This is a genomic window from Pseudoalteromonas sp. NZS127 (assembly GCF_015864805.1).
In the GTDB taxonomy this organism is placed as follows: domain Bacteria; phylum Pseudomonadota; class Gammaproteobacteria; order Enterobacterales; family Alteromonadaceae; genus Pseudoalteromonas; species Pseudoalteromonas nigrifaciens.
The window spans coordinates 50,113-62,960 of the sequence record NZ_JADYWN010000003.1 but is presented as its reverse complement, the minus strand read 5'-3'; the positions used below and the strand labels follow the sequence as shown (position 1 = coordinate 62,960).

Genomic DNA, 12,848 nt, shown 5'->3' with positions numbered 1-12,848 from the left:
ACAGGTGTTTTTAGAGTAATTGATGGGGAATATATAGAATAGAAACAAAAAATGCCAACCTTATGGTTGGCATTTTTCAATTTAGTTTTTATTTACTATCAAATATCGCGATACCTTTTTTAACTGTTTTTGTACTACCCGACTGAGTTTTGAACTCGAATGTTATAGATAGTATGCCATCAAATTTATCGTTACCATCGGCTTCTCGTGAAATCCTAACATCTGAATACATTGGCGTATCGCGGTTAGTATTCGGAACCACATCACTACTTTCAATGATGGATAAGTCACCATTTGTCGTTGAAAGCGAAATCGTTGTACCTGCAGGTAATGGATTACCAAATTCATCAGTATAATGAATACGAACTGTGATGCCGCCTAAACCAATATCTATTTTCTCTGGTACTGAAGGATCGGTCCCATCGTATGCCGGATTATCGACACTCACCGTAGATAAATCGATTGCATCAACATCACAACGTTCTATGGTATCTGAGGTTTCGAAATTACCCGCAATAGAAGCTGAACAATCTGCCGGCACATAAACTTCATAAGGCGCTGGCAATATATTGTTAGTTTTTAATACAGAAAAACGTAAATATGGATCATCCCCTGACATTACTAGCTCAAACTGCTTGCGTACTTCAATCAATTCGCGTGAGCATTCACCTGCTGTACTAGCCGCTTCACTACATAATAAACCATTGTATTTACCATCGGCTAAATTATAAATTCCGTCATTATTTAGATCACGCCAAGTTTCGTTATGGCCGCCACGTGAATTGAGTTCTGAACACGCGTCACTTACTGGATCATTAGCATCACCACAATTAGCTTTATCGAACGAGGCATTTTCATTATGGTCAATAAACGCTTCTGGTAAGTCGTAACTTGCATAGTATTCACCGATATCAAATAAGCCATTTCTGCGTTGCACTGTCGCTGTTGACTCTTCATCAACAAAGTTTTCTTGACCTTTTGTAACAGCCAGAATGCTTACGCGACCACCCATAACAACACCATCGGGGCTGTTTTTGGCGCGCTTAATACCATTAATACACGGCGCTGCTGAGCCAAAGTAAGGGTCACAGTTTACTAACCCTGTTTTTGGGTTAATTCCTTCAGTTGTTGAAGGGTCGTTGTCAATTTCGCCAATACGATTACCCCATTTTTTTTCATAAAAAGGGCGGTCGCCTTGTGAGCGCCAAGTAACAACACAAGTGGCATCATTTGTTTTACAGGTAACTTCATTACTTGATGAGCCTATAACGCCGGCTTCTGCTAAAATGGTGGCTTCAACACCGTCGCCATTATAGTTATTAAACTGGTCACCAAAAAACACCGTAATATCTGTAGTTACGCCATTATAATTTAATGAATTTGTATTAAATATAACAGGGCTTGCATCAAAACTATTTTGATCAGTTACTCCAGATGCCAAAGTTAATTGTGATGAAACTGAGCTAATTTGCTCCGATAGTGGCACTAAGTTAAGTGTACCTTCCGGGCAAATTGCATTGTTTGGATCCGTTTGGCAAAGTTCAAAATCATCAACCCAACAGGTTAAATCATCACCTGCAGGTAAATTGCTTACATCAACTTTAGAAATGTAACAGGCTTTAACAACTAACGGGCCTGGAACTATACCCGACGTTACAGTAGTTTGGACAAAGCCATTACTATCTGTGTTTCCACTTAGCGATGTTAACTTAGCGGCACCAATTGAATCGGTTAGTTTAAAATCGATACGTTGTTGTGTTGATACAATACCGTCAGCATCTAACAATTTAAATTTAACAATAGATTGTGTTGGCGCACCGCCTTCACCCGGAGGAAGCGCTATAAATGTTTCACTTACATCAACAAATTGAATTGACTGCACCGCTGAGGTCTCTACTGGGATAGTCGTCGCTATTGTAAAGTTTTTACCGCCAGTTTCTACTGTGATATTAATATCGTCATCAATGCTACAGCCTGTTGCACGATACGTTGAGGTCGCGATACCACCAGAAGATTTAACCGAGGCGTCTATTACTGACTGACCACTAATAACACAAGTTGAACTAAACTCAACATCAGTCGGGGTTAAATATAAATTGCCTGCTTCATCACGCAGTGTTACTTCAATAACTGTACTGCCGCCTGCTTTTAAAGGAATAACATTTCCAGCAGCATCTTTATTTAAACCGTTGTTAACCTCAAGAGTTAAATCTGCAATCCCGACTGCAAAGTTAATGGCTGCACTTTCACCTAACGATCTCGCTGTTACAGTTCCTGCACCACCTGTATTTCCTGGTTGTAATTTAAGTAATGCAACACCAAAATTATCGGTAAGTGCTGTACCAGAAGAGGGCAATACTGATCCTAAGTTAGTCGAAATATTTACTAGTGAACTCTTAGTACCTTCGCCACTTTGTTCATCTGTTACCTCTATAAATAACTCACCTAACTCAGAAGATGAAATAGTATTCGCTATTGTACATCCAGATGAAACTTGAGTTGGATCGAGCTTAACCGCATCTCGATTATCATCCCAGCCAGCCAAACATCCGGTTAATAATTTAACCGATACCGAAAAGCGTGCCAAGTTAATTGGGGCAGAGTCACCCGATGAATAAAAAACAGCTGTATTACTTACTGACGCTGAATTACTTGATGTATAACTAGCAACAACTTGGCCAGCACCTTTAAAATTACCACTAGAGAGTGTGACACGTGCTTCGCCTGCGCTATTTGTAATCGCAGTACCAAGGTCTGGAGTGATTTTACCAGTAAATTTAGTTGTAAACGTGATCAGTTGTTCACTTAGTGCTACGCCATCATTTTGTAACGTAGCTATTACTGTGCCTGGATTAATTGCAGTGACTGGATTAGTGTCTGAAAACTTTTCACCTATCTTATCAACAATATTGACCGTTAGCGTGGTGGAACCAGACACGCCAGTATCGTCGCCCTGACCTCCTGTTGATTGAAAAGCAAAGCTCCCCTCATAACTCTCACCATCAACAATGTATGACGCAGTAACTTCACCGGCTCCGGCATCAACGCCTGCAGTTAATTCCACGGTAGCAATACCGTCATTTTGTGTAAGTGCTGACAAAGGATTCAAACCACCAATATCGTCAACCAGAGTAAAAGTAATTCGTTTACCGGCAACCACTTCACCATCTCGTTTTAGTGTAGCCCGTAAATCTAGCGCAGAGGCCGCTGTAACAGTATTCGATGCACTGCCATCCTCTTGGGAGTAGCCTTGAAGCGTAACGGCGTAGGTGGGTACATCAGGTGTTGTTCCTCCGTTACCATCACCTATACTGCCCTCCTTTTCAAGTGAGCCACCACCACCACAAGCTGTGATAAAAAAGCTGAGCATCATAATGCTTAGCAGTCGTGTTAAAGGCATAAACCTCTCCCTAGCGTTATTATTATTAACTTTATATTGTTTACCTCATGTTAACCTATAACCTAGTCTAAAATCACAGTTTTTTGATACTTTCTTTGATAAAAAATTTAAATTATTAATAAATTTTTCTGTATAAATATTTACATGCTGGTAGGCTGTGCCAAATTTATAAAAAATAGATTGGGAATATGTCGAAAATACGTTCAATGAGCTTAACAACTCGCATAATGATAGGCATGGCACTAGGTATTGCCGTAGGCTTTTTATTTCAAGCTATATTAGCTGGTGAAGACGATTACCTAATACCACTTGGGTTATTCTCTTTGCCAATTAAAGCTTTTTTTGTTGATGGGATTTTTCACATTGGTGGGCAAATATTTATTGCCAGCTTAAAAATGCTGGTTGTTCCTTTAGTATTTGTATCTTTAGTGTGTGGCACATGTAGCTTAAGCGATCCTAAAAAATTAGGCAGTTTGGGTGGTAAATCAATTGGTTTATATTTAATTACCACAGCCTTAGCTATTACTCTGGCTATTACTTTGGCTTTACTGTTTAGCCCTGGCGTGGGTATTGATTTGCCAACAGATGCAAGTTACGACGTATCTGAGGCACCTACCTTAGCGCGCGTTATTATAGATATGTTTCCAACCAACCCTTTTGAAGCTATGGCAAAAGGTAATATGCTACAAGTTATTGTTTTCGCATTACTGTTTGGTATTGCTATGGCACTTAGTGGTAATGCAGGAAAACGCGTAGCCGTTGTTTTTGAAGACCTAAATACGGTAATTTTAAAACTAGTTACTTTGTTAATGAACGTTGCGCCTTACGGGGTGTTTTTCTTAATGGCAAAGTTATTTACCACCATAGAGTTAAACTTAATTGTTAGCTTGGCTAAGTACTTTTTTGTAGTGGTTGCCGCTTTATTATTACATGCGTTTGTAAATTACAGTTTGTTATTAAAACTATTGACGGGTTTAAACCCTGTAACTTTTTTAAAGAAAATGAAACACGCTTGTTTATTTGGTTTTAGTACTTCAAGCTCAAGTGCAACTATGCCAATTACTCTTGAAACAGCCACTAAAAAACTCGGGGTTAATAACTCTGTCGCTTCATTTACTATTCCACTAGGTGCAACCATAAACATGGATGGCACTGCCATTATGCAAGGGGTTGCCACTGTATTTATTGCACAAGTGTTTAGTGTTGATTTAACCATTTCTGATTACTTAATGGTAATTTTAACGGCTACGCTAGCGTCTGTTGGCACAGCCGGCGTACCGGGTGTTGGCTTAATTATGTTAGCTATGGTACTTAATCAAGTTGGCCTACCAGTAGAGGGGATTGCAATAATTATTGGTGTAGATAGATTACTAGATATGACCCGCACTGCAGTTAATATTACGGGTGACTGTATGGTTACCTGTGTGGTTGCTAAGTCTGAAGGTCAGTTAGATGAGTCTATTTATAATGACCCTAATGCAGCGAAAGATTTAGAAAACATAAGTAAACCTATGAGTTAATAAATAACTTCGCATTAAAAAAACCCTTGATTAGTTCAAGGGTTTTTTATTGGCCAAAGCTAATTAAGCTTAAAGTAATCCACTATTTATGGGTTTAATGATTTAAACTTAGAAACTAAATTAACCCCGGCCTTATTAACTGCACTACTAAAACCAAGTGCTAACTTGTCACTTAAACCTTTTTTAATCTTATATTTAATCTTATAAATTTGGCGCTCATCTTGTTGTTCAAGCAAGGCATCATCACTGGTTTTTATAACATCCACTAAGCCTTTCTCAATTGCTTGAGTTGCAAACCAATGCTCACCTGTAGCCACTGAGCTTATATCTAAACTTGGGCGCTGTGTGCTTACGAAAGTTTTGAATAAACCATGAGTTTGCTCAATTTCTTCACGAAATTTTTCACGCGCTTTATCAGTATTTTCGCCAAATAAAGTAAGGGTGCGTTTAAACTCCCCTGCGGTTATTTGCTCAAATTCCACATCGTTTTTCTTTAATATTTTATTAAAGTTAGGTATCTGCGCTATTACGCCAATCGAGCCTACAATAGCAAATGGCGCTGCAATAATTTCATCAGCAACACAAGCCATCATATAACCACCACTTGCTGCCACTTTATCTATAGCAACACTCAAAGGTATACCTGCATTTTTAATGCGCTGTAACTGTGAAGCTGCCAGCCCATAACCATGAACTACCCCACCACCACTTTCTAAACGAATCAGTACTTTATCTTTGCTCGCATCAGCAATAGAAATAATAGCGGTTATTTCCTCTCTTAAACTCTCTACTTCATGTGCATCCATACTGCCTATAAAATCAACCACATATAATCGTGGTTTTGGCTCTTTATTGTCATTTTTTTTATTGTCTGCCTTAAGCTTTTTTTGATGTGCTTTAAGTTCTTTTTTACCTAAAGTATTGTGTAAAAAGCTTTGTTTAATATTATCTAGTTGTTCAGATATATTATCTATTTGTATTTCACCCTTTTTAGCTTTTGGCTTAACTGCCGCACCAACTATCAGCATTAAAATAATGGCTATAGCAATAACAAAAGTAACCGTTTTAGCGAAAAACAAACCGTATTCGTATAAAAATTCCAACACTTTTCTCCATTTATAAATTTCAGCTAATTTAGCATGCTTTTTAACAAAAAAAAGCCACTAAACAGTGGCTTTGGTTACTTAATTGCGTTGTAAGCTATTAATCGGTCACAACATCACTATTTGTAATTAACAACAAGCGACCACGAGCGGCTAAGTAAGTTGCAATTTGCAATTGCATTTCAGAGTTAGCAGCTAAGCTACCTGCAGCATCCGAACCCGCCTCTTCGCTAGGCGCTGGTGTTAATACTGAACCATGATGCCCTTTAGTAAATTTAACTAAATAGCTAGACGGCGTGGCACTAGGTGCTTGTGAGGTGCTCACTGTTTCTAAGCCCATAAAGTTGGCCAGTGGTAAACTACCTGCAAGCGGATTGCTAGCAACACTTGGAGGAATAACTTGATCTGACTTATTGCCTGCGCCATCACCCACTACCACGTTCATATATACAGGCGTTTCGAGTGCTTTAACGGTTGCGGCATAATTAGTTGGGTCGCCACTATCTAGTGCAGTTTGCGCTGCAAAAGCAAATTGTGTCATTACGCCTTTAATATTTGCCAGCTTACCCGTTTCGCCAGCCATAGTTAAAGCCGTTGCATATTCGGTGTAACCACATGATAGGAAGTCTTGCATATTTGGCAGTAACACACCGCAGTTAGAAATTGCATCACCTTGTAAAAATGCATTAAACTCCGTTGCTTCGGTTGTACCTGCTTGTGATAACACCGAACCTTGAATAAATGGGCCAAACGCAGGTGATTCTAGTAAGAAACTGGCAATACCACCGCCGCCACTTGCAAGCGCAACTGTATTAACGTTAAACAGTGGGTCAAGTGTTTCAGCCATTGGGCTATTTGCTTGGGCAATAAACGCCGGCGCTACAATTGAACCCAGTGAGTGACCAACATAAGTCACATCTTTACTGTTTATAGTTGTATCATTAATAAAGTTTAGACCAAGACGCAAGCCTAATAAGTCGGCGCTTGATTGGCGTAAACTATCACGGGCAACAAGCAGTGAGCTTAGGTTCATATAACTAAGTACCGAACCTGTGGTTGCATTAAAATCATCGATACCGTCAGCATCTACGTCGATTCCTCGCTCGCCATGGCGCGGGTGATCAATTGCAATTGTGGCAAAACCCTGAATAGAAAGCTGCGCCGTTAATGTCAACATAGTTTCTTTATTAGTAGTAATACCGTGCTGCATAATAACTACAGGCCAGCCACTTTCAGGCATAGCAATAGGTGCTAATTCTAAACTTGCACGTACACCATTAATTATAGGCAAAATAGGTTTAGTTACTTGCACTGGCACATTGGCCATACTTTGCACTTTAGGAATAGAGTTATATTTGGTTAAATGACGCGTGCTATCTAACCCTAAATCACGTAATTTCCCATCGCTTAATGCGGCACATGCGCCGTCATTTTCACTAATTGGATCAGTAGGAAATGCAGCACCTGCTTGTGCTTTATAACCCAATACAGCAACTGCGTTATCACACATGCCTTGCCAATAAGTGTCGTTTAAATCGCTAATATCTTTACCTGTAGGCGTACCTAAATACATAGGCAACATAATGCTACCTTTTTGGTATTGCACACCTTTAAAGGCATCACTCACAGCAACACCTTGTGATTGAAATACTTGCTGCACATTTACCATTGGCTGATTAGGTACAGTAATTGCTGGTGTCGGTAAATTTGGATTTTGTAGGCTCGCTGCTAATAACTTTTTAATTGTACCAAGCACTGGGCCTGCCGATTGCATGGTCATTGCAGCAGAAAAAATAATCTCATCTTTAGTAATATTGCCTGAACTAACCACTACATTTTCGTAGCTATTAACAGCCCCCTGTAGCGCTAGTTGCGATGGCGTAATTAATGGCGCTTCTTGTTTTACTGTAGCGTAAGTAGATGACGGCTCAATAGCACGCCCCTGTGAGTCTTTAAGCTCTGTGGTTAATACATTAATATAAGAGCTGCCGGCTTTAAATGGCTTAAGTGGAATAACCGCCACCGCATCACCAGATGCTTGGGTGATAAAGTCAACACCAAATTGCAACTCACCTACTAGTTTACAGGCAGCACCTGCAGGTGCTTGTGAGCATTGTTCATCGGTTAAACTTGCTCCCATTATTACTTCAAAAATACGTACTGAACCTGGTGTACCTGCAGAGGTGGCATCTAGGCTTACATTTGGTGGGAAAGTTAAATCTATTTTAAAAGGAACTTGAGTAGACCAGCCATCAAGCGCACCCAGTGCAAGTTGAGGGTTAGCATAAGCAGCACGAGGAATAGACACATTAGCGTCATTTAACTCCCCAGGAATATTTAAAGTACCATCTTGGGTACCGCTCATTAATAAATCATTGGGTACAGATATAACCCCATTAGCGGGATCAAACTTTACCGTCGCCTTTGGGATAACTGTAACCGAATCGTTTTTAACATCTTCTAGCGTTTCTCCGCCGCCACAACCTGCAAGAGCAGCTGTAACCGAGAGTGAGAGTAGCATTTTTTTCATATTGTTGGCTCCGCACATATCTTATTTTTATAGTGTGTTTATTAAGTATATTAAGTTAAAACAATGTAATCAGTTTATTAATGAGACATTAGACCAGTTAAACTTAACGTAAACTTTCTACTTTCGCCACCTAAATTTACAATAAATTCGATTACTTAATGTTTTGCTATGTTAAAATCAAAAAAAATTCATCCATGGGTACATTTATGAACACCTATCAAGCTGCTGAAAATGCACTTAAAGATAAAGTTATTTTAATCACCGGCGCAGGTGATGGAATTGGCCGAGTAGCTGCAATTACATACGCTAAATACGGCGCAACTGTTATTTTATTAGGCAAAACAACTAATAAACTAGAATGTGTTTATGATGAAATTGTTAAAGCAGGTTATCCACAACCGGCAATAGTCCCTATGGATTTAAAAGGCGCAACTAAGCAAAACTACCGCGATCTGGCCGCCACTATAGAGTCTCAATTTGGCTGCCTTGATGGTTTATTAAATAATGCGGGCATTTTAGGCACGTTAGGACCACTTGAGCACTTTTGCTCGTCAACCTTTGAAAACATAATGAAGGTTAATGTCACCGCGCAAGCTATGATCACTAAAGCGCTGTTTCCTGTACTGCGCAAATCTAAAAATGCATCTGTAGTATTTACATCATCTGGCGTGGGCCGTAAAGGTCGCGAATTTTGGGGGCCTTATGCTATTTCGAAATTTGCTGTAGAGGGCATGATGCAAACATGGGCATGTGAAGTCGGTAAAACCAATATACGTATTAATTGTATTAACCCTGGTGCTACACGCACTTCAATGCGCGCTAGTGCTTATCCTGGTGAAGACCGAGATAAACTTGCAACACCTGAAGACTTAATGCCTACTTACTTATATTTAATGAGTGATGATTCGAGTAATGTAAATGGCGAGTCGCTTGACGCTCAAGTAAAAAAATAGCTATTACTCTAATGTAGATACAAAAAAAGCCGCTCAAAATTTTGAGCGGCTTTTTTAATGTCTAACTAATTTAACTAAATAGCAGGTTACTTACGTTTAGTTGGTTTAACACGTTGATTATGCTTTTTAACCGCTTTACGTATTTGGTTTATTTTGGCACGCTTATCTTTACGTTTTTCAGGCATTACAGAAAGCTTAGTTTGTGTTTCACGTCCTAACTTAACTGTTTTACGTAAATAGTTTACTGTGTCTAGGTCGTATTCAATCCAGCCACCTTGTGGTACGCGCTTATCAAGCTCTAATTTACCGTAACGAATACGAATTAAGCGAGAAACTTCCACCTCTTGTGATTGCCATAAACGACGAACTTCTCGGTTACGTCCTTCATTAAGCGTTACATTGTACCAACGGTTTATACCTTCGCCGCCCATAGGGTTAACCGTAAGAAACTTTGCTGGGCCATCTTCAAGTTCAACACCACGGGTTAAATTTTTAATGGTTTCTTTGGTTACTTCACCAAATACACGGGCTGAGTATTCACGTTCAACTTCGTAACTTGGGTGCATAAGTCGGTTTGCTAATTCACCATCGTTAGTAAACAACATCAAGCCTGCGGTATTAATATCTAATCGGCCAACCGCAATCCAGCGCTCGCCATCAATACGAGGGAGGCGGTCAAATACAGTACGACGACCTTCAGGATCTTTACGCGTGCTTAACTCACCTTCAGGCTTGTTATACATTATTACGCGACAAATTCTATCCGCTTTTTCTTCAATTTTTACCGTATGGCCATCAACACGAATTGAATCTGTTTCTTCAACACGATCGCCTAATTTAGCCACTTTTCCGTTAACGCTAACGCGGTTTGCGTCAATGTATTTTTCCATTTCACGGCGTGAGCCTACGCCAGCACGGGCTAGGACTTTTTGTAACTTTTCACCTTGTATAACACTCATTCGGATGGTTCTCTCACAGAAGGATCACTTAATAACTGGTTAATTTTACTTTGCTGTTGCTCTGGCAAGGCAGGTAAATTATCTAAACCTGTTATCGAAAAATAATCTAAAAATTGTTTAGTAGTCGCATATAGCGCCGGCTTACCCGGCACCTCTTTGTGACCTACCACTTTAATCCACTCTCTTTCGAGTAGTGTTTTAATAATATTTGAACCCGTAGTAACACCACGCACTTGTTCTATTTCGGCGCGTGTAATTGGTTGCCTATAAGCAATTAGCGATAACGTTTCGAGCAAAGCACGCGAATATTTGGGCGCGCGTTCTTGCCATAAATTACTTAGCCAAGAGCTTAAGCTACTACATGCCTGAAAACGATAACCACTGCCTACTTCTACCAAACGAATACCACGGGTCTGAAAATGTGTTTGTATTGCTGTTATTGCATCGTTTATACGTGCCATAGATATTGCTAAATCGGCTAAAACAACATCCTTTAGATGACGTTTACTTAACGGTTTGTCAGCAACAAAAATCGCCGCTTCAATGATCTCAATTAATTGCTCATCACTAACTCGCCGACCCACCATAAACGCTCTTAAACTAATAAACACACACAGCCAACTATTATGCCAGAACTACAGCAAAGTAGGAAAACATATCGAGCAATTTAGTAAATCAAAGCTACAAAAAAAGCCAGTGCTCAGCACTGGCTCCTTTCTCACACTTTAAAATAGTGTGCTTAGCTGTTATTGGCGCTTTTAAGTGCGTCGTCTTCAGCGACTGCATTGCCATATTTTTTTATGTAAGTTACAAATTCACGTTTGCTAACACGTTTGTCTTTATTTACATCCATGTAGCCATAGTGATTTGAAATATCATCATCGTCTGCTTCTTCAACCGAAATATAGCCACTTTTATCGTTATCTAAACTCGAGAAACTGCTTTGTATTTTATCAAATTTAGCAATATCTGCTTTAAATGCTGATTCGCTTACATCACTGTCTGTGGCAACTTTTCCGGTATTTAATTGCATGTACGCATTAAATTCATTGCGACTTATTTGATTGTCCATATTGGTATCAATATTTGAAAAGTGTTGCCAAATATTATCGTCATCGGCTTCAACTTTCGAAATAAAACCATCACTATCGTTATCTAAACTTGCAAAGTCACTATCAATTTTATCTAACCCTTGGTTAGATGCACAAGCTGCTAAGCTTAACGTTGCTAAAATAGTAGAGGCTAATGTTAACTTTTTCATAAGACGTATCCTTGTAGTTAATTTATGTCACTTTAACTAATACAAGTTAAATGCCATAAACCTTAACCATTTAAAATCAATTGGTTAAAACAAAAATACAAGTAAAAAAACTAACGTAGCGCATTATAGTAATGAAAGCTTTGCTTCATGCCTTGTAATTCTTGCAAAAAGCCTTGGTGTAATACCGGACATAACAACGGGTGTTTTTACACTTAAAAGTTCAGCCAATAACTTCCTCGTTTCGGGCGTGTTATGTAAGTGTATTTACTGATATAATTTAACGCATTATATAGAACCAATTTTAAGGTATATGCTATGAAAGTGATTTCTTTCAATATCAATGGTCTGCGTGCGCGTCTTCATCAATTACAAGCTATTATCGACAAACATCAACCCGATATTATTGGCCTACAAGAAATTAAAGTTCATGACGAAGCGTTCCCACTAGAAGATGTACAAAAAATGGGATATCACGTTTATTATCATGGCCAAAAAGCCCATTACGGCGTAGCTATGTTATGCAAAAAAGAACCTAAATCGGTATTTAAAGGTTTTGCCACTGATACTGAAGAATCACAAAAACGCATGATCAGTGTTACCGTAGAGCAAGACAATGGCCGTGATTTAACGGTAATGAATGGTTACTTCCCGCAAGGTGAAAACATTAATCACGAAACCAAGTTCCCATATAAACGTCAGTTTTATAAAGATTTAATGACCCACCTGCAAACAAATCATACCCCCGATGAAGACGTGATTGTAATGGGCGATATTAATATTTCACCTACCAGCCTAGATATAGGTATTGGCGAAGTAAATGCTAAACGTTGGTTAAAAACCGGTAAATGTTCTTTTCAACCGATAGAGCGTGAATGGCTGGCAACATTACTTAACTGGGGTTTTAAAGACACCTTTAGAGAGCAAAACCCAGAAACCAGCGATCAATACTCGTGGTTTGACTACCGCTCAAAAGGGTTTTTAGATAACCGAGGCCTGCGAATTGATGTTGTACTTGCAACACATGAGCTAGCCGCGCGTTGTATAGACACAGGTATAGATTACGAATTACGTGGCATCGAAAAGCCATCGGATCACGCCCCTATTTGGTCTGAATTTAAATAA

General features: G+C 39.3%; 9 protein-coding genes. 3 read left to right on the top strand and 6 right to left on the bottom strand.

The window, feature by feature from the left end; genetic code table 11:
* Positions 1-88 precede the first annotated feature (88 nt).
* A complete protein-coding gene (locus tag I6E78_RS03885) occupies positions 89-3,400 on the bottom strand; it encodes a hypothetical protein (RefSeq protein ID WP_197181977.1) in 3,312 nt (1,103 codons plus the stop codon).
* Between the two features lie 188 nt (positions 3,401-3,588).
* Here I6E78_RS03885 and I6E78_RS03880 point away from each other — a divergent pair, with 188 nt between their 5' ends.
* Positions 3,589-4,920, top strand: coding sequence for a dicarboxylate/amino acid:cation symporter (locus tag I6E78_RS03880; RefSeq protein ID WP_058373270.1), 1,332 nt, complete (start codon positions 3,589-3,591; stop codon positions 4,918-4,920).
* A gap of 86 nt (positions 4,921-5,006) precedes the next feature.
* Here the strand turns inward: I6E78_RS03880 and sohB are convergent, their stop codons facing one another.
* Both sohB and I6E78_RS03870 read right to left on the bottom strand, forming a co-directional pair.
* Positions 5,007-6,023 (bottom strand): protease SohB, encoded by a 1,017-nt coding sequence (sohB, locus tag I6E78_RS03875; RefSeq protein ID WP_197182083.1) that lies wholly within the window; start codon positions 6,021-6,023, stop codon positions 5,007-5,009.
* A 100-nt stretch (positions 6,024-6,123) separates the two neighbouring features.
* Complete coding sequence (locus I6E78_RS03870) at positions 6,124-8,553, bottom strand: VolA/Pla-1 family phospholipase (RefSeq protein ID WP_197181976.1); 2,430 nt, start codon at positions 8,551-8,553, stop codon at positions 6,124-6,126.
* Between the two features lie 206 nt (positions 8,554-8,759).
* Between I6E78_RS03870 and I6E78_RS03865 the strand changes: the two genes are divergently transcribed.
* The gene (locus tag I6E78_RS03865) at positions 8,760-9,506 is read left to right on the top strand and encodes a YciK family oxidoreductase (RefSeq protein ID WP_011328024.1); all 747 of its coding nucleotides are present in this window, start codon (positions 8,760-8,762) and stop codon (positions 9,504-9,506) included.
* Positions 9,507-9,592: 86 nt separating this feature from the next.
* On the opposite strand, the gene rluB is transcribed toward I6E78_RS03865, so the two are convergent.
* The 3 genes from rluB to I6E78_RS03850 all read right to left on the bottom strand — a co-directional run bounded on the left by rluB (position 9,593) and on the right by I6E78_RS03850 (position 11,726).
* Positions 9,593-10,465, bottom strand: coding sequence for a 23S rRNA pseudouridine(2605) synthase RluB (rluB, locus tag I6E78_RS03860; protein WP_011328023.1), 873 nt, complete (start codon positions 10,463-10,465; stop codon positions 9,593-9,595).
* Positions 10,462-11,052 carry an SMC-Scp complex subunit ScpB gene (gene scpB, locus I6E78_RS03855; RefSeq protein WP_197181975.1) on the bottom strand — a complete coding sequence of 197 codons (591 nt, stop codon included), beginning with the start codon at positions 11,050-11,052 and terminating at the stop codon, positions 10,462-10,464. The genes rluB and scpB overlap by 4 nt, the downstream gene beginning before the upstream one ends.
* 152 nt (positions 11,053-11,204) lie before the next feature.
* Positions 11,205-11,726 carry an EF-hand domain-containing protein gene (locus tag I6E78_RS03850; RefSeq protein ID WP_197181974.1) on the bottom strand — a complete coding sequence of 174 codons (522 nt, stop codon included), beginning with the start codon at positions 11,724-11,726 and terminating at the stop codon, positions 11,205-11,207.
* 315 nt (positions 11,727-12,041) lie between these two features.
* Between I6E78_RS03850 and xthA the strand changes: the two genes are divergently transcribed.
* Complete coding sequence (gene xthA, locus I6E78_RS03845; protein WP_058373265.1) at positions 12,042-12,848, top strand: exodeoxyribonuclease III; 807 nt, start codon at positions 12,042-12,044, stop codon at positions 12,846-12,848.

Coding starts and splice junctions, on each gene's coding strand:
- I6E78_RS03885 (WP_197181977.1), bottom strand. CDS start 3,400: ATGCCTTTAACACGACTGCTAAGCATTATGATGCTCAGCTTTTTTATC.
- I6E78_RS03870 (WP_197181976.1), bottom strand. CDS start 8,553: ATGAAAAAAATGCTACTCTCACTCTCGGTTACAGCTGCTCTTGCAGGT.
- I6E78_RS03850 (WP_197181974.1), bottom strand. CDS start 11,726: ATGAAAAAGTTAACATTAGCCTCTACTATTTTAGCAACGTTAAGCTTA.
- I6E78_RS03865 (WP_011328024.1), top strand. CDS start 8,760: ATGAACACCTATCAAGCTGCTGAAAATGCACTTAAAGATAAAGTTATT.
- scpB (WP_197181975.1), bottom strand. CDS start 11,052: ATGGTGGGTCGGCGAGTTAGTGATGAGCAATTAATTGAGATCATTGAA.
- rluB (WP_011328023.1), bottom strand. CDS start 10,465: ATGAGTGTTATACAAGGTGAAAAGTTACAAAAAGTCCTAGCCCGTGCT.
- xthA (WP_058373265.1), top strand. CDS start 12,042: ATGAAAGTGATTTCTTTCAATATCAATGGTCTGCGTGCGCGTCTTCAT.
- I6E78_RS03880 (WP_058373270.1), top strand. CDS start 3,589: ATGTCGAAAATACGTTCAATGAGCTTAACAACTCGCATAATGATAGGC.